The sequence below is a fragment of the Streptomyces sp. NPDC088246 genome, assembly GCF_044741025.1.
Lineage (GTDB): Bacteria > Actinomycetota > Actinomycetes > Streptomycetales > Streptomycetaceae > Streptomyces.
The window spans coordinates 66,376-81,520 of record NZ_JBIURV010000002.1 but is presented as its reverse complement, the minus strand read 5'-3'; the positions used below and the strand labels follow the sequence as shown (position 1 = coordinate 81,520).

The following is a 15,145-nucleotide window of genomic DNA, read 5'->3' as shown; positions in this document are numbered from 1 at the left end:
GGTCCATTGCCCGCGCCGTCGCCCGACCGGCATTCTGCGCAGGTGCGAGCAACCCCGAAGAACCTCATGTCCCGCCGGTCCCTGCTGCGCGCCTTCGGGGCCACAGCGGGCGGTGTCACGCTGGCCGGCTGCGGAGTGCCCGCCGCCTATGTGGAGCCCGGTGACCGCGCCGGTCGCGACACATCGGCGCGTGACCACTTCCTGCACTTCGCGAACTGGCCCCTGTACATCGACACCGACGACGAGGACACGTCGAAGCGGCCCACGCTCGACGCGTTCAGCAAGCGGACCGGGATCTCCGTCACGTACACCGAGGAGATCAACGACAACGACGAGTTCTTCGGAAAGATCAGCCCGGCCCTGATGAACCACCAGGAGACCGGCCGGGACCTGATCGTCATCAGCGACTGGATGGCCGCCCGGTTCGTCCGGCTCGGCTGGGTGCAGGAGATGGACCGGGCCAAGCAGCCCAATGTCGCCAAGTACCTGGATCCGCAGCTGCGTTCGCCCGCCTTCGACAAGGGCCGGATGCACAGCGTCCCCTGGCAGTCCGGGATCACCGGCATCGCGTACAACCGCAAGAAGCTCGGCCGGGAGATCAAGCACCTGAGCGATCTGTGGGCGGACGACCTGCGTGGCAAGGTGACGCTGCTGTCCGGGCTCGACGAGTCCTTCGCCCTTCTGATGCAGGGCAACGGCGTCGACATCACCCGCTGGAAGCGGGACGACTTCTACGAGGTGTGCGAGCAGGTGGAGAAGCTGGTGAAGAAGAGGCACATCCGCCGCTTCACCGGCAACGACTACATCAAGGACCTGTCGACCGGCGATGTGCTCGCCTGCCAGGCCTACTCCGGCGATGTCATCCAGCTCCAGGCAGACAACCCGGAGATCGAGTTCGTGGTGCCGGAGGAGGGCGCCGAACTCTGGGCGGAGTCCCTCATGATCCCCAACCTCGCCCGCCACAAGCGCAACGCCGAGAAGCTCATCGACTACTACTACGAGCCGGAGGTGGCCGCGGAGCTGGCGACCTGGGTGAACTACGTCTGCCCCGTCCCGGCCGCCCGCGAGGTGCTGGCCTCCTCCAAGGACGAGGAGGCCGCCGCGCTCGCCGAGGACCCGCTGATCTTCCCCGACGACGCCATGCGCAAACGGCTGGCGATCGCCCGGGACATCACCTCGGAGGAACGCACCGAGTTCGCCAAGAAGTGGAACTCCATCGTCGGCTTGTGAAGCCCTGCCAGGGGTGACGTAAAGAGCCAGTAAATCCCGGCGTACGCTGCGGACATGAGCGAGCGACGCGCCCTGCAGAGGCGTATACGCGTGTGGTTGGTCGTCTTCATCGTCTGTCTGGTACTGAGCGGGCTGACCGCCTTCCCGCTCGTCCACGAACTCCGCTGGGCCGAGGAGCTGCTGAGCTCCTCGGCCTCGCCCGTCCCCGAGCACTTCCCCGCCCTGATGGAGTGGATCACCCGCGTCCGGACCGGACTCGACGAGGCCGACGCGAAGTACCCCTTCGTGCTGTACGGCACCGACTGGCTGGCCTTCGCCCATCTGGTCATCGCGGTCGCCTTCTACGGTCCGTACCGCGATCCGGTCCGCAACATCTGGGTCATCGAGTTCGGCATGATCGCCTGCGCCGGCATCATCCCGCTGGCCCTGATCTGCGGACCGATCCGGGACATCCCCTTCTGGTGGTCGGTCATCGACATGTCGTTCGGGGTCTTCGGGGTGATCCCGCTGCTCGTCGTACGCCGCATGATCAAGCGGCTGGAGGCCCTGCCGCAGACACCGGCACCGGAACCGCTCTCCGCCGCGACGGCCGTCCGAGTCACTCCCGCGCCGGGGCTCCGAAGGCGCTGACGATCAGGCCCATCACGACGTCGTTGGTGCCCTGTCCCTTCGCGTCCGTGGAGTTCACGCTGTAGACGAGGGTGCGGGAGAGATCGCGGGTGCCCCCTATTCCCGCGTTGTAACCCCAGCGGCCACCGGTCTTGCCCCAGACCTCGTGGCCGCCCAGCCGCCACGAGGTCAGGCCCGCGCTGTACGCCGCGGGCGCGCCGGACTCGTAGTCACGGACCGAGGGCCCGGGCAGGGTGAACATCTCCTCCAGCAACGGCCCGCGCACCACCCGGCCGCGGAACAGGGCCTTGGTGAACCGCTCCAGATCGGCGGTGGTGGAGATGATGTCGCCCGCCGCCCAGCCGTCGGTCGCGCCCCAGACGCTCACATCGCGTAGTCCGGTCGTTCCGTCGTCGAGCCTCATCGTCTGGTAGCCGTGGTTGTGCGGGCCGTGGATGAGGGGATCGGCGCCGGGGTACGAAGTGCCGTGCAGACCGAGAGGCTCGATGATGCGGCGGGTGACCTCGCTCTCGTAGGTGTGGCCGGTGACCCTCTCGATCAGCAGCCCGGCCACGGTGTAGTTGATGTTCAGGTAGTGCTGGCGCTTCCCGGCCGGGAACTCCGGCGGCTTCGCCGTCGCCGATGCGACCATCCCCCGCGGGGTGTGGACCAGGAAGCGGTTCTCGTACCACTCCTCCACAGTCGTGCCGGCGAAGTCGGCGGAGGGCAGACCGCTGGTGTGGTTCAGCAACTGACGCACGGTGACCTTCTCGTACGCCGCCGGGATCAGCTCGGGCAGATAGGCCCGCACCGGCCGGTCCAGGTCGACCCTCTTCTCGGTGGCGAGCTGGAGCAGCGTGGCCGCCGTGAAGACCTTGGTCACCGAACCCGCCCGGAACCGGGCATCCGGGTCGGCCGGGCTGCCGGACCTCAGATCATGGAGGCCGGAGCTGCCGCGCCAGGCACCGGAGGTGCCCGAGAGCCGTGCCAGCGCAGCCGTCGCGGTGTCGCCCGGCAGCCCGGCGATGGCGGCGGCCAGCGCCTTCGCGTCCGGGGCGCCGTACGCCGGGGCCTTTGCCGCGGTGCTCGTGGCGGCGGGCTTCGGGGCGCCTGCGGCCAGAGCCGGAGCGGCCGGACCCGCCGCGAGACCGAGGACCAGGGCGGCGGCGAGGGCGGTGCGGGTGCGGGCGTTCATCGTGGGGCCTCCGGGGCGTGGAATCCATGACGGCCCAGTCGCTGCGCCGTCGCTGTTGTCGGATTCCATCCTGGTGAGCGCCGGGCCTCGGCGGATCCCCGGAGCGGGGGGTCTCGGGAGGGAGTTCTTCTCACCTGTGCGGGGGAGAGGAGTGCTTCGGCTCCCTCCGGCGAGGGAGCGACAAGACCGGTCTCGTACGCGCAGATCACTGCTTGGATGCGGTCGCGCAGCCCCAGTTTGGCGAGCACATTGCCCACATGGGTCTTCACCGTGTGCTCGCTGACGACCAGTGCTGCCGCGATCTCCCCGTTCGACAGACCGCGGGCCAGATGCAGCAGCGTCTCGCGCTCGCGGGCGGTCAGTACATCGAGCCGTTCGGAGGAGACGGCGCCGCCGACGGGGCGGGAGGTGTAGTCGGCGATCAGCCGACGGGCCACCGAGGGGGCGAGCAGGGAGTCGCCGGCCGCCACCACCCGTACCGCGTGCACCAGATCGTCCCTGCGGACATCCTTGAGCAGAAAGCCGCTCGCGCCCGCGTGCAGAGCCTCGTAGACGTACTCGTCGGAGTCGAACGTGGTGAGCATGACCGTCCGGCAGCCGGTCTCCGCGCTGATGGTGCGGCAGGCCTCGATCCCGTCCATGACCGGCATCCGGATGTCCAGCAGGGCGACTTCGGGCTTCAGCCGGCGCACCGCCTCGACCGCCTGCGCACCGTCACCGGCCTCCGCGACGACCTCGATGTCCGCCTGTGCGTCCAGGATCATCGCGAAGCCGCTGCGTACCAGCTCCTGGTCGTCGGCCACCATCACGCGAATCGTCAACTGCCCACCTCCACCCGGGACGTTACTAGGGGCAGGGTGACCTCCACCCGGAACCCCCGGCCGTCCGGGCCGGGGCCGGTGCGGGCCGTTCCGCCGTGGGCGGCCGCCCGTTCGGCGATGCCCACCAGGCCGAGTCCGGCGCCGGTCCCCGTGCCGGGACCGCGCCCGTCGTCGACGATGCGGACGACCAGCTCGGCGGGGCCGTGGACCAGCCGCACGGACACCGTCCGGGCGGCGGCGTGCCTGACCACGTTCGTCAGGGCCTCCTGCACGATCCGGTGGACCGCGACCTCGGTGTCCAGCGCCAACGGCCGGGCCGGGCCCATGACCTCGAAGGAGACCTCCAGACCACTGCCGCGGACCCGCTCGACGAGGCCGGGCAGCGCGGCCAGTGCGGGCTGGGGCTCGCGCGGTGACTCCGGGTCCGCCTCCCTCTCACGCAGCACACCGAGCATCCGGCGCAGCTGCACCATCGCGTCCCGGCCCGTCTCCGAGATTGCCTCGAACGCCGCCTCCGCGCGCTCCGGCGCCGTACGGACCGCCACCGGACCCGCCTCCGCCTGCACGATCATCAGGCTCACCGCGTGGGACAGTATGTCGTGCATCTCCCGTGCGATCCGCGCCCGTTCACGGGCCGCGGCCCGTTCCGCCTCTATCCGGTGCGTCAGCTCCAGCTGCCTGGCCCGGTCCTCCACGGCCCGGGTGTACGCCTGCCGGGTGTGGGTGAACCGGCCGAAGGCGTACGCCGCGGCGAAGACGATGAGCGAGAACACCAGCTCACGCGCCTCACCCGTGTTGAACGCGGTCGACGGGAAGACCACGGCGAGGGTCAGGGCTCCGAGGACCTGGCGCCCGGGCGACGGCGAGAGCGCCGCCACGGTGTAGAGGGCGACCAGGCCCGTGTACGGCAGCGTCTGTCCGGGGCCGTCGACGGCGAGCCCGTACAGCGCCTGGGCCGCGAAGACGGCGAGGAGTACGCGCACCGGCGCCCGGCGCCGCCACACCAGCGGCACCACGGTGAGGGTGGTCAGCAGATACGCCGTCGCCGTCGCCGGCTCCAGACCGGGATCCCGGGGGACGACCCACGGCATCGACACGGCGGCCTGCACCAGCAGGGCCACCCCGATGTCCGTCGCCCAGGGGCCGGTGTTCCACAGCTCCCGGGCGCGCGCCCACACCCCCCGTATGTCCATTACGGCTTCCGCGCCACCGCGCCGAACTGGGCGACCTCCACCGCACCGGGCCCCGCGCGCCAGCGTGCGCACGAAACGATGCCCGGCTCCACGAGTTCGAGCCCCGTCAGGAACGCGGCGAACTCGGCGCGGCTGCGCGCGGTGATCGGCGGGGTGGCGTTCTCGTTCCAGAACCGCATCGCCGCCTCGTTGCCCTCGCCGCCCAGCTCCAGCGTGGGGTGGGTGAGCACCAGATGGCTGCCGGACGGCATCGCGTCCATCAGCGTCCGTACGATGTGCTGCGCCTCGTCCGTGTCGAGGACGAAGTTGAGGACGCCGAGCAGCATGACCGCGACCGGCTTCTTCAGGTCCAGCGTCGGTTCGACGACCCGCAGGATCTGCTCCGGGTGGCGTGCGTCCGCCTCGATGTACTCGGTCGCGCCCTCCGGTGAGCTGGTGAGCAACGCGCGGGCGTGCGCCGGCACGATCGGGTCGTTGTCGACGTACACGATGCGGGAGTCAGGGGCGGAGTGCTGGGCGGCCTCGTGTGTGTTGCCGGCGGTCGGCAGGACGGTGCCTATGTCGAGGAACTGGCCGATCCCCGCGTCACCGGCGAGATACCGGACGGCCCGCCCCAGAAACGCCCGGTCGGCGCGTGCCACTTCGCCGATGCTCGGATACATGCCGGTGACCTGGTCGCCGACGGCGCGGTCCGCAGGGTAGTTGTCCTTGCCGCCGAGCCAGTGGTTCCAGACCCGCGCGTTGTGGGCGATGTCGCAACGGATGCGGTCGTCGAGAGGGGTGGTGCGGGCTTCGGTCACGTCTCTGCTCCTCTGGCTCCCGGCCTGGCATCACGGCGGATGCGGCGCTGTCCATGATGCCGGACCGATCAAGTGGAGCCGGTGGCCGAGGAGTTGGTGAGGACCCTCTGCAGGGCGTCGACCCGGTTGGTGGTGATCGAGTCGACCCCCTGCCGGACGAGGCGGCGCATGGTGCGCCTGGTGTCGGCCGTCCAGGCGGAGACCAGCAGTCCGTCCCGGTGGAGACGGTCCGTCAGCTCCCGGTCCACCAGACCGAACCGGTAGTTCAGCCACCTCGGCCGCACCGCGTCCAGCAGCGCGGCGCGTGGTGGCGCGAGTGTCGTCCAGGTCAGGGCGATCTCCGCGGACGGATCGGCGGCGCGCACCCGCAGCATGGCATCCGGGCCCGCGCAGTAGTACGCCCGCTCACCGGCCCCGCACTCGCGCACCACGCCGACGATCCTGCGTACCGAATCATCGGTGGAGCCGGGCAGATCGACCATGACGCGGTGCGTCCCGGCGGCGAGCAGCGCGTCGCGCAGTGTGGGCACACCGCCCGCGGTCAGCTCGGTGAGCTCCTCGTGGGTCAGCCGGTCGAGACGCACGTCATGGCCCCACAGGCGCTTCAGCGTGGAGTCGTGCAGCAGGACCGGTACACCGTCGCGGGTGACTCGCACATCGACCTCGACCGCGTCCGCCCCCCGTTCGAGGGCGGAGCGGATCGAGGGCAGCGTGTTCTCGCGGACACGGTACGGATCGCCGCGATGGGCTACGGCGGTGACAGTGGTGGCCATGAGGCCATTGTGGCCACCGGGGTCAGCGGCCGGTGCGCTCCAGCCAGTTCGTCGTGTACGTGTCGATCTCGGCGGCCAGCGTCCGCTTGCCGGCCGCGTCGAGGTACGACGCCTCGACCGCGTTCTTCGCCAGCGCCGCGAGACCCCGCTCGTCCAGACCGAGGAGACGGGCGGCCACCCCGTACTCGTTGTTGAGGTCCGTGCCGAACATCGGCGGGTCGTCGCTGTTGATGGTGACCAGGACGCCCGCCTGCACCATCTCCCTGACCGGGTGCTGCTCGATGTCGGCCACCGCGCGGGTCGCGATGTTCGAGGTCGGGCAGACCTCCAGCGGGATGCGGTGCTCGGCGAGGTGGGCCAGCAGGTTCGGGTCCTGGACGGAGTTGGTGCCGTGGCCGATGCGTTCGGCGCGCAGATGGGTCAGCGCGTCCCAGACGGTCTGCGGCCCGGTGGTCTCCCCGGCGTGCGGCACGGAGTGCAGGCCCTCGGCGATCGCCCGGTCGAAGTAGGGCTTGAACTGCGGGCGCTCCACGCCGACCTCCGGGCCGCCGAGCCCGAACGAGACGAGCCCCTCGGGACGGAGGTCCACGGCGAGCCGGGTGGTCTCCTCGGCTGATTCGAGCCCGGCCTCGCCGGGAATGTCGAAGCACCAGCGCAGTACGACCCCGAGCTCGGCCTCGGCGGCCTTGCGGGCGTCCTCTATCGCCTCCATGAACCCCTGCTCCGGGATGCCGCGCCGGGTCGAGCTGAACGGGGTGACGGTCAGCTCCGCGTAACGGATGTTCTGCCGGGCCATGTCACGGGCGACCTCGAAGGTCAGCAGCCGGACGTCCTCCGGGGTGCGGATCAGGTCCACGACGGAGAGATACACGTCGATGAAGTGGCTGAAGTCCGTGAACGTGAAGTAGTCGGCCAGTGCCTCGGGGTCGGTGGGGACCTTGGAGTCGGGGTGGTGCGCGGCCAGCTCGGCGACGATACGGGGCGAGGCGGACCCGACGTGGTGGACATGCAGTTCCGCCTTGGGCAGCCCCGCGATGAAGGGGTGCAGATCGGTCATCGGATACTCCGGGGGCGTGGGACGGTTCGGGTGCCGGGCGCGGTCGGCCGGGCAGGGGACGGGGATCATCGTAGGCCGCGTCCTGCCGGACGGTGCTGGGCCGTAGCATGACGGGATCACGATGGGGGAGGCACATGTCAGACAACACAGAGCAGCCCGCGGGCGGGGCCGCGCCGCGCGATCCGTGGGCTCCGCCGGACAGCAGGGTGCCGCTGGAGAAGCAGGCCGGTGATCCCCGGCCGCCTGCTGTGCACGATCAGCCGACGGCGACCTCGATGCCGGGTGTGGAGGACGGTCCCGCGCCCGCCACGGGACCGGGGTTCGGCCCGGGAGGGCAGACCGGGCCGGTGCCCGGCTCCGGGGCCGGGTTCGGCCCCGGGGAGGTGCCGCCGCCGCCGATCGCACCGAACGGACCGGGCCAGCAGGTCCCGCCGGCGGGGGGACAGTACGGCTACCCGGCGCCACCCGTCCCTCCGTACGGCGCCGGCTACCCGGGCTACCCCGGCTACGGCCAGACGCCCTGGGCCGGCCCGGCGCCCGCGAACGGCCTCGGCATCGCCGCGATGGTGCTCGGCATCATCGCTGTCGTGGGGTTCTGCATGTGGGGCCTGGGGGTCGTCCTCGGTGTCCTCGCGCTGATCTTCGGCATCATCGGCCGGGGCCGGGCCAGGCGGAACGAGGCGACCAACGGCGGCATGGCGCTCGCCGGAATCATCCTCGGATCGATCGGCATCGTCATCAGCGGGGCGTTCCTCGCACTCATGATCTGGGGCATGGCGAGCGGCAACTTCGAGGAGGGCGGCACGACCGGCGACCAGACCGTCTACGAGGAGCCCTACGCGTCGTAGTCCGTCGGTGCCCCGCACCGAACCCTCGTAGTAACGACAGCAGTCTCCACCCGAGGGCCGGGTGGGCCGGAGCCCGGCCCGCCCGGCCCTCGGTCATCCCGGCCGCCTCATGGAGCGCGCAGCTCCGCCCGCGCGTCCATCAGCGCGAACCCCAGCAGATTCAGCCCCCGCCAGGTCGTCGGATTCTCCGCACGCGGGTCGTCCGCCGCCAGCCCGATGCCCCAGATCCGGTCCATCGGGCTCGCCTCGACCAGCACCCTGTCCCCGGTGTTCAGCAGGAACTCCCGCAGCTCCGGGGTCTGGGCGAACTTGTGGATGCTGCCGGCCACCACCAGTGCGTACCGCTCGCGCTCCCACACCGCCTCGTCGAAACCGCGGACCAGCCGGCCCACCTTCTTCGCCTGGGCAGGGCTCTTCGCCGACACGGCCCTGGTCTCCGACTCGGCGTCGCCGAAGAGTCGCGCCTTGGCGGCCATCATCCAGTGCTCGGCCGACGCATACGTCACCCCGTCGACCGTGAAGGGGGCCGGCCACCACTGACTGAGACAGCTCGCACCGATGCTGCCGTCGGGCCGCGGGCGATGCCCCCAGAAGTGCAGGTACTTCACCTTCTCGCCGCGCTCGGTCCGAGCCAGGAGATCGTGCATGCGTTCCATGACACGCGAGTCTGGCATCCGCCACTGACACTCCGTACGGGGAATTCCGCAACGACACGACACATGGTCGACAGATTCCGTTGCGTAACCAAAAGGCAACAACGGAATCACTTGTTGGGGTCGAGCCGCTCTGTCAGGATCGGCAGTCAAATCGAGCAAAGGCTACGCCGCCCCACATTCCGGGGACAGCGGCGGAGGAGAGCGTCATGGGCAACGGCATCCAGGTGCGGGACCGCTTCGCGGACGGCGCACAATTCATCGGCGGAAAGCTGCGGTCCGGTACATCGGGACGTCATCACGAGGTGGTGAACCCGGCGACGGGCGAGACCGTCCACACCTACGAACTGGCGGGCACCGCCGATGTCGACGCGGCCGTCGCCGCCGCACGCGAGGCGTTCCCCGGCTGGTCGGGCGCGACTCCGGCGGAGCGGGCCGAGGCGATGCACCGCTTCGCCGCCGTCCTCGCCGAGCAGGCCGACGACTTCGCCTACGTCGAGTCCCTCCAGTGCGGCAAGCCGATCAAGCTCTCCACCGAGTTCGATGTGCCCGGCACCGTCGACAACACCTCCTTCTTCGCGGGCGCCGCCCGCCATCTGGAGGGCAAGTCGGCCGCCGAGTACGACGGCGACCACACCTCCTACGTGCGCCGTGAGGCGATCGGCGTCGTCGGCTCCATCGCGCCCTGGAACTACCCGCTCCAGATGGCCGCCTGGAAGATCCTCCCAGCCATCGCCGCAGGAAACACGATCGTGCTGAAGCCCGCCGAGATCACCCCGCTGACCTCGCTCATGTTCGCCCAGGCGGCCACGGAGGCGGGTATCCCCGACGGCGTGATCAACATCGTCACGGGGGCGGGCAAGGAGGCCGGCGAGCATCTCGTCGGCCACCCGGACGTCGTCATGACCTCATTCACCGGCTCCACCGCCGTCGGCAAGCGGGTCGCGGAGATCGCCACCTCCACCGTCAAGCGCCTGCACCTCGAACTCGGCGGCAAGGCTCCCTTCGTGGTCTTCGACGACGCCGACCTCGAAGCCGCGGTCAACGGCGCGGTCGCCGGAGCGCTCATCAACACCGGCCAGGACTGCACCGCCGCCACCCGCGCCTATGTCCAGCGCCCGCTCTACGACGCCTTCGTGCAGGGCGTCGCCGAGCTGATGGAAACCGTCCGGCTCGGCGACCCCTTCGACCCGTCGACCGACCTCGGCCCGCTGATCAGCCACGCCCAGCGGGACCGGGTCGCCGGATTCGTCGAGCGAGCCCGCGCCTACGCCACCGTCGTGACCGGCGGCGAGGCCCCCGGCGGCGAACTGGCGGCCGGTGCCTACTACCGGCCGACCCTGGTCGCCGGTGCCGCACAGGACAGTGAGATCGTCCAGTCGGAGATCTTCGGCCCGGTCCTGGTCGTGCTGCCCTTCGACACCGACGACGAGGGCATCCGCCTCGCCAACGACACCCCGTACGGACTCGCCGCCTCCGCCTGGAGCCGCGACCTGTACCGGGCGAACCGCGCCACCCGCGAGATCAAGGCGGGCTGCGTCTGGATCAACGACCACATTCCGATCATCAGCGAGATGCCGCACGGCGGATACAAGGCCAGCGGCTTCGGCAAGGACATGTCGGCGTACTCCTTCGAGGAGTACACCCAGGTCAAGCACGTCATGTACGACAACACCGCGGTCGCCGAAAAGGACTGGCACCGCACGATCTTCGGGGACCGATAAGCCGGCCGACCCCGGCCACACACACCCGAAAGGGCAACGCGCATGGAGCAGTACGAGCCCGAGCGTCTCTCCGCGGCCCAACTGGCCGCGATGCGACGCAGTCTGACCGGCGGCCGGGGCGCCCTGACCCGCCGATCGCTGCTGCGCGCCTCCGGCATGGGGGCGCTCGCGATCGGCGGTCTCGGCACACTGAGCGCCTGCGGCATCCCGCCGGCGAAGCGGGAGGGGGACGCCGCGGCGGCCTCCGACGACCACTCGGCCAAGGAGAAGCAGGTCAACTTCTCCAACTGGACCGAGTACATGGACGTCACCGACGACGGCAAGCACCGGCCCACCCTGGAGGCGTTCACGGAGCGCACCGGGATCAAGGTCAAGTACACCGAGGACATCAACGACAACGTCGAGTTCTTCGGCAAGATCAAGCCGCAGCTCGCGGCCGGCCAGGACACCGGCCGCGACATCATCTGTGTCACCGACTGGCTCGCCGCCCGTATCGTCCGACTCGGCTGGGCGCAGAAGCTCGACCCCTCGCACCTGCCGCACGCCTACGCGAACCTGTCGGCGCAGTTCCGCTCCCCGGACTGGGACCCCGGCCGCGCCTACTCGTACCCGTGGGCGGGCATCCCCGCCGTCATCGCCTACAACTCCAAGGCGACCGGGGGCCGCAAGGTCGATTCCGTCAGCCAGCTGCTCGACGACCCGAAGCTCAAAGGACGGGTCAGCTTCCTCTCGGAGATGCGCGACTCCATCGGTCTGACCCTGCTCGACATGGGCAAGGACCTCGGCACGTTCACCGACGCCGACTACGACGCCGCGATCGGCCGGCTCCAGAAGGGCGTCGACAAGAACCAGATCCGGCGGTTCACCGGCAACGACTACACGGCCGACCTCGACAAGGGTGACATCGCCGCCTGTGTCGCCTGGGCCGGTGACATCATTCAGCTCCAGGCCGGAAACCCGGACATCAAGTACGCCGTCCCGGCCGCCGGATACGTCATATCCAGCGACAACCTGCTCGTCCCGGTGAAGGCCAGACACAAGACCAACGCCGAGAAGCTCATCGACTACTACTACGAGCCGACGGTCGCCGCCCAGCTTGCCGCGTACATCAACTTCGTCTGTCCGGTCGACGGAGTCCGCGACGAACTGGCGAAGATCGACAAGGCGATGGCCGACAACGTCCTGATCCTTCCGGACAAGGAGATGGCGGCCAAGTCGCACGCCTTCCGCTCCCTGACGGCCGAGGAAGAGACGGCGTACGAGGAGAAGTTCGCCAAACTCATCGGTGCCTGACCGCCGCGCGCATTCCTTTCCCCGATCTCCCCTGACACCAATGGGACCGCGATCCATGACACAGCAGCAGACAGGCGGCGACGTCCGCCTCACCGGGATCAGCAAGACGTACGGCTCCTTCGCCGCCGTCAAACCGCTCGATCTGACCGTCCCGCAGGGCTCCTTCTTCGCGCTGCTCGGCGCGTCCGGCTGCGGCAAGACCACCACCCTGCGGATGATCGCGGGCCTGGAAGAGGCGACCACCGGCACCGTCTCGCTCGGCGGCCGGGACATCACCGACCTGCCCCCGTACAAGCGGCCCGTCAACACGGTCTTCCAGAGCTATGCGCTCTTCCCGCACCTCGACATCACCGAGAACGTCGCCTTCGGTCTGCGCCGGCGCGGCATCAAGTCGGTGAAGAAGCAGGTCGACGAGATGCTGGAGCTCGTCCAGCTCGGCGACTTCGCCAAGCGCAAACCGCACCAGCTCTCCGGCGGCCAGCAGCAGCGCGTCGCCGTCGCCCGCGCCCTGATCAACCACCCGCAGGTACTCCTCCTCGACGAGCCGCTCGGCGCCCTCGACCTCAAGCTGCGCCGCCAGATGCAGCTGGAGCTCAAGCGCATCCAGACCGAGGTCGGCATCACGTTCATCCACGTCACCCACGACCAGGAGGAGGCCATGACCATGGCCGACACCGTCGCGGTGATGAACGGGGGCCGGGTCGAGCAGCTCGGCGCCCCCGCCGATCTGTACGAGAACCCGAAGACGACCTTCGTCGCCAACTTCCTCGGCACGTCCAACCTCATCGAGGGCGAGATCGTCTCCGCGGGCACGGACATCGTCGTGGCGGCCGGCGGCGGAAAGCTGCGGCTGCCCACCGAGCGATGTTCGGCCCCGACCGCCAACGGCGGCAAGCTGCTGCTCGGCGTACGCCCGGAGAAGATCTCGCTCGCGCACGCCGACGACGCGGACGAGATAGCCGACGGCCGCAACCGGGTCACCGGCCGGATCGTCGACTCCAGCTTCATCGGAGTGTCCACGCAGTACGTGGTGGAGAGCCCGGCGGGCAAGGCGCTGCAGGTGTACGAGCAGAACATCGAGCGTGATGCCCGGCTCGCCCCCGGTGCCGAGGTCGTCCTGCACTGGAACCCCGCGCACACCTTCGGCCTGGACGCCAGTCAGGACATCGACGCCGGTGTGGAGACGGTGGAGGACGCGGCGTGACCGTCACCCAGGCGCCACCTGTCGCGCCGCTCACGGAGCCGAAAGTACGTAAGGCCTCCGCCCGCAAGCGCCTCGTCCCCTACTGGCTGCTGCTCCCCGGCATCCTGTGGCTCGTCGTCTTCTTCGCGCTGCCGATGGTCTACCAGGCATCGACCTCCGTACAGACGGGATCCCTGGAGAAGGGATTCGAGGTCACCTGGCACTTCCAGACCTACTGGGACGCGCTGAAGGACTACTACCCGCAATTCATCCGGTCCCTGCTGTACGCGGGCACCGCCACGCTCCTGTGCCTGCTGCTCGGCTACCCGCTCGCGTACCTCATCGCCTTCAAGGCGGGCCGCTGGCGCAATGTCGTCCTGGTGCTGGTCATCGCGCCGTTCTTCACCAGCTTCCTGATCCGTACGCTCGCCTGGAAGACGATCCTCGCGGACGGCGGCGCGGTCGTGGACGTACTGAACACGCTGCACATCCTGGACGTCACCAGCTGGCTCGGCTGGACCGAGTCGAACCGGGTGCTGGCCACGCCGATGGCGGTGGTCTGCGGTCTCACGTACAACTTCCTGCCGTTCATGATCCTGCCGCTCTACACCTCGCTGGAGCGGATCGACGGCAGGCTGCACGAGGCGGCCGGCGATCTGTACGCCACCCCCGCCACCACCTTCCGAAAGGTGACCTTCCCGCTCTCCATGCCGGGAGTCGTCTCCGGAACTCTGCTGACCTTCATCCCGGCCAGCGGTGACTACGTCAACGCGGAACTGCTGGGCTCCACCGACACCAAGATGGTCGGCAGCGTCATCCAGACCCAGTTCCTGCGCGTCCTCGACTATCCGACGGCGGCCGCGCTCTCCTTCATCCTCATGGCGGTCGTCCTGATCATGGTCACCGTCTACATCCGCCGCTCCGGGACGGAGGACCTGGTCTGATGCCCGTACTGCGCTGGATACGCCGGAATCTGATCGTCATCGCGGGTCTGCTGACCCTCGCCTACATGATCCTTCCGAACGTCGTCGTGATGGTGTTCTCGTTCAACAAGCCGAAGGGGCGCTTCAACTACGCCTGGCAGCACTTCTCCCTGGACGCCTGGAAGGACCCCTGCGGCGTCGCCGACATGTGCGGCTCGCTCTCGCTGTCCCTGCAGATCGCCACCTGGGCAACCGTCGGCGCTACCGTCCTGGGCACGATGATCTCCTTCGCGCTGGTCCGCTACCGCTTCCGGGCGCGCGGCGCGATCAACTCGCTGATCTTCCTGCCGATGGCGATGCCCGAGGTCGTCATGGCCGCCTCGCTGCTCACGCTCTTCCTCAACATGGGCGCACAGCTGGGCTTCTGGACGATCCTCATCGCGCACATCATGTTCTGCCTGAGCTTCGTGGTGACGGCCGTCAAGGCGCGTGTGATGTCGATGGACCCGCGGCTGGAGGAGGCGGCCCGCGATCTGTACGCGGGACCCGTGCAGACCTTCCTGCGGGTGACGCTGCCGATCGCCGCCCCCGGAATCGCGGCGGGAGCGCTGCTCGCCTTCGCGCTCTCCTTCGACGATTTCATCATCACCAATTTCAACGCGGGCTCCACCGTGACCTTCCCCATGTTCGTCTGGGGATCGGCACAGCGCGGCACGCCCGTGCAGATCAACGTCATCGGTACGGCGATGTTCATCATTGCCGTCACGGTGGTTGTCGCCGGCCAGCTGATCGCGAACCGGCGGAAGAACAACGCACGATAGAAAGCCACGAAGGAGTTGGAAA

The 15,145-nt window shown here is 69.3% G+C and carries 15 protein-coding genes; 8 read left to right on the top strand and 7 right to left on the bottom strand.

The genetic code is table 11. The features are described 5' to 3' along the window. Positions 1-66 precede the first annotated feature (66 nt). Both ACIPEK_RS02930 and ACIPEK_RS02925 read left to right on the top strand, forming a co-directional pair. Positions 67-1,230 (top strand): PotD/PotF family extracellular solute-binding protein, encoded by a 1,164-nt coding sequence (locus tag ACIPEK_RS02930; protein ID WP_401990760.1) that lies wholly within the window; start codon positions 67-69, stop codon positions 1,228-1,230. Between the two features lie 54 nt (positions 1,231-1,284). Next, a complete protein-coding gene (locus ACIPEK_RS02925; RefSeq protein WP_383077319.1) occupies positions 1,285-1,860 on the top strand; it encodes a hypothetical protein in 576 nt (191 codons plus the stop codon). On the opposite strand, the gene ACIPEK_RS02920 is transcribed toward ACIPEK_RS02925, so the two are convergent. The 6 genes from ACIPEK_RS02920 to ACIPEK_RS02895 all read right to left on the bottom strand — a co-directional run bounded on the left by ACIPEK_RS02920 (position 1,829) and on the right by ACIPEK_RS02895 (position 7,678). Continuing rightward, a complete protein-coding gene (locus ACIPEK_RS02920) occupies positions 1,829-3,034 on the bottom strand; it encodes a serine hydrolase domain-containing protein (RefSeq protein ID WP_401989894.1) in 1,206 nt (401 codons plus the stop codon). The genes ACIPEK_RS02925 and ACIPEK_RS02920 overlap by 32 nt on opposite strands. Continuing rightward, the gene (locus ACIPEK_RS02915) at positions 3,031-3,855 is read right to left on the bottom strand and encodes a response regulator (protein ID WP_401989892.1); all 825 of its coding nucleotides are present in this window, start codon (positions 3,853-3,855) and stop codon (positions 3,031-3,033) included. Before ACIPEK_RS02915 ends, ACIPEK_RS02920 begins: the two co-directional genes overlap by 4 nt. Further along, the gene (locus tag ACIPEK_RS02910; protein ID WP_401989890.1) at positions 3,852-5,048 is read right to left on the bottom strand and encodes a sensor histidine kinase; all 1,197 of its coding nucleotides are present in this window, start codon (positions 5,046-5,048) and stop codon (positions 3,852-3,854) included. The genes ACIPEK_RS02915 and ACIPEK_RS02910 overlap by 4 nt, the downstream gene beginning before the upstream one ends. Continuing rightward, the gene (locus ACIPEK_RS02905) at positions 5,048-5,848 is read right to left on the bottom strand and encodes an SAM-dependent methyltransferase (protein ID WP_401989888.1); all 801 of its coding nucleotides are present in this window, start codon (positions 5,846-5,848) and stop codon (positions 5,048-5,050) included. The genes ACIPEK_RS02910 and ACIPEK_RS02905 overlap by 1 nt, the downstream gene beginning before the upstream one ends. A 68-nt stretch (positions 5,849-5,916) precedes the next feature. After that, positions 5,917-6,621 (bottom strand): glycerophosphodiester phosphodiesterase, encoded by a 705-nt coding sequence (locus ACIPEK_RS02900; RefSeq protein WP_401989887.1) that lies wholly within the window; start codon positions 6,619-6,621, stop codon positions 5,917-5,919. A 22-nt stretch (positions 6,622-6,643) separates the two neighbouring features. After that, positions 6,644-7,678, bottom strand: a complete 1,035-nt coding sequence (locus tag ACIPEK_RS02895; RefSeq protein ID WP_383077330.1) for an adenosine deaminase — start codon at positions 7,676-7,678, stop codon at positions 6,644-6,646. Between the two features lie 134 nt (positions 7,679-7,812). Here ACIPEK_RS02895 and ACIPEK_RS02890 point away from each other — a divergent pair, with 134 nt between their 5' ends. Further along, positions 7,813-8,526 carry a DUF4190 domain-containing protein gene (locus ACIPEK_RS02890; protein ID WP_401989885.1) on the top strand — a complete coding sequence of 238 codons (714 nt, stop codon included), beginning with the start codon at positions 7,813-7,815 and terminating at the stop codon, positions 8,524-8,526. Between the two features lie 107 nt (positions 8,527-8,633). Here the strand turns inward: ACIPEK_RS02890 and ACIPEK_RS02885 are convergent, their stop codons facing one another. Next, complete coding sequence (locus ACIPEK_RS02885) at positions 8,634-9,173, bottom strand: NADAR family protein (RefSeq protein ID WP_401990757.1); 540 nt, start codon at positions 9,171-9,173, stop codon at positions 8,634-8,636. Positions 9,174-9,388: 215 nt separating this feature from the next. Here ACIPEK_RS02885 and ACIPEK_RS02880 point away from each other — a divergent pair, with 215 nt between their 5' ends. Genes ACIPEK_RS02880 through ACIPEK_RS02860 form a run of 5 tightly spaced genes read left to right on the top strand, consistent with a single transcriptional unit; the run spans position 9,389 to position 15,123 of the window. Then, positions 9,389-10,903 (top strand): gamma-aminobutyraldehyde dehydrogenase, encoded by a 1,515-nt coding sequence (locus ACIPEK_RS02880; RefSeq protein WP_401989883.1) that lies wholly within the window; start codon positions 9,389-9,391, stop codon positions 10,901-10,903. 42 nt (positions 10,904-10,945) lie between these two features. Then, positions 10,946-12,196, top strand: a complete 1,251-nt coding sequence (locus tag ACIPEK_RS02875; protein ID WP_383077335.1) for a spermidine/putrescine ABC transporter substrate-binding protein — start codon at positions 10,946-10,948, stop codon at positions 12,194-12,196. A gap of 55 nt (positions 12,197-12,251) precedes the next feature. Further along, positions 12,252-13,400, top strand: coding sequence for an ABC transporter ATP-binding protein (locus tag ACIPEK_RS02870; protein WP_383077337.1), 1,149 nt, complete (start codon positions 12,252-12,254; stop codon positions 13,398-13,400). Further along, positions 13,397-14,323, top strand: a complete 927-nt coding sequence (locus tag ACIPEK_RS02865) for an ABC transporter permease (RefSeq protein ID WP_383077339.1) — start codon at positions 13,397-13,399, stop codon at positions 14,321-14,323. Before ACIPEK_RS02870 ends, ACIPEK_RS02865 begins: the two co-directional genes overlap by 4 nt. After that, the gene (locus tag ACIPEK_RS02860; RefSeq protein WP_383077341.1) at positions 14,323-15,123 is read left to right on the top strand and encodes an ABC transporter permease; all 801 of its coding nucleotides are present in this window, start codon (positions 14,323-14,325) and stop codon (positions 15,121-15,123) included. Before ACIPEK_RS02865 ends, ACIPEK_RS02860 begins: the two co-directional genes overlap by 1 nt. Positions 15,124-15,145 lie beyond the last annotated feature (22 nt).

Coding starts and splice junctions, on each gene's coding strand:
- ACIPEK_RS02900 (WP_401989887.1), bottom strand. CDS start 6,621: ATGGCCACCACTGTCACCGCCGTAGCCCATCGCGGCGATCCGTACCGT.
- ACIPEK_RS02880 (WP_401989883.1), top strand. CDS start 9,389: ATGGGCAACGGCATCCAGGTGCGGGACCGCTTCGCGGACGGCGCACAA.
- ACIPEK_RS02895 (WP_383077330.1), bottom strand. CDS start 7,678: ATGACCGATCTGCACCCCTTCATCGCGGGGCTGCCCAAGGCGGAACTG.
- ACIPEK_RS02890 (WP_401989885.1), top strand. CDS start 7,813: ATGTCAGACAACACAGAGCAGCCCGCGGGCGGGGCCGCGCCGCGCGAT.
- ACIPEK_RS02885 (WP_401990757.1), bottom strand. CDS start 9,173: ATGCACGATCTCCTGGCTCGGACCGAGCGCGGCGAGAAGGTGAAGTAC.
- ACIPEK_RS02930 (WP_401990760.1), top strand. CDS start 67: ATGTCCCGCCGGTCCCTGCTGCGCGCCTTCGGGGCCACAGCGGGCGGT.
- ACIPEK_RS02920 (WP_401989894.1), bottom strand. CDS start 3,034: ATGAACGCCCGCACCCGCACCGCCCTCGCCGCCGCCCTGGTCCTCGGT.
- ACIPEK_RS02860 (WP_383077341.1), top strand. CDS start 14,323: ATGCCCGTACTGCGCTGGATACGCCGGAATCTGATCGTCATCGCGGGT.
- ACIPEK_RS02875 (WP_383077335.1), top strand. CDS start 10,946: ATGGAGCAGTACGAGCCCGAGCGTCTCTCCGCGGCCCAACTGGCCGCG.
- ACIPEK_RS02910 (WP_401989890.1), bottom strand. CDS start 5,048: ATGGACATACGGGGGGTGTGGGCGCGCGCCCGGGAGCTGTGGAACACC.
- ACIPEK_RS02870 (WP_383077337.1), top strand. CDS start 12,252: ATGACACAGCAGCAGACAGGCGGCGACGTCCGCCTCACCGGGATCAGC.
- ACIPEK_RS02925 (WP_383077319.1), top strand. CDS start 1,285: ATGAGCGAGCGACGCGCCCTGCAGAGGCGTATACGCGTGTGGTTGGTC.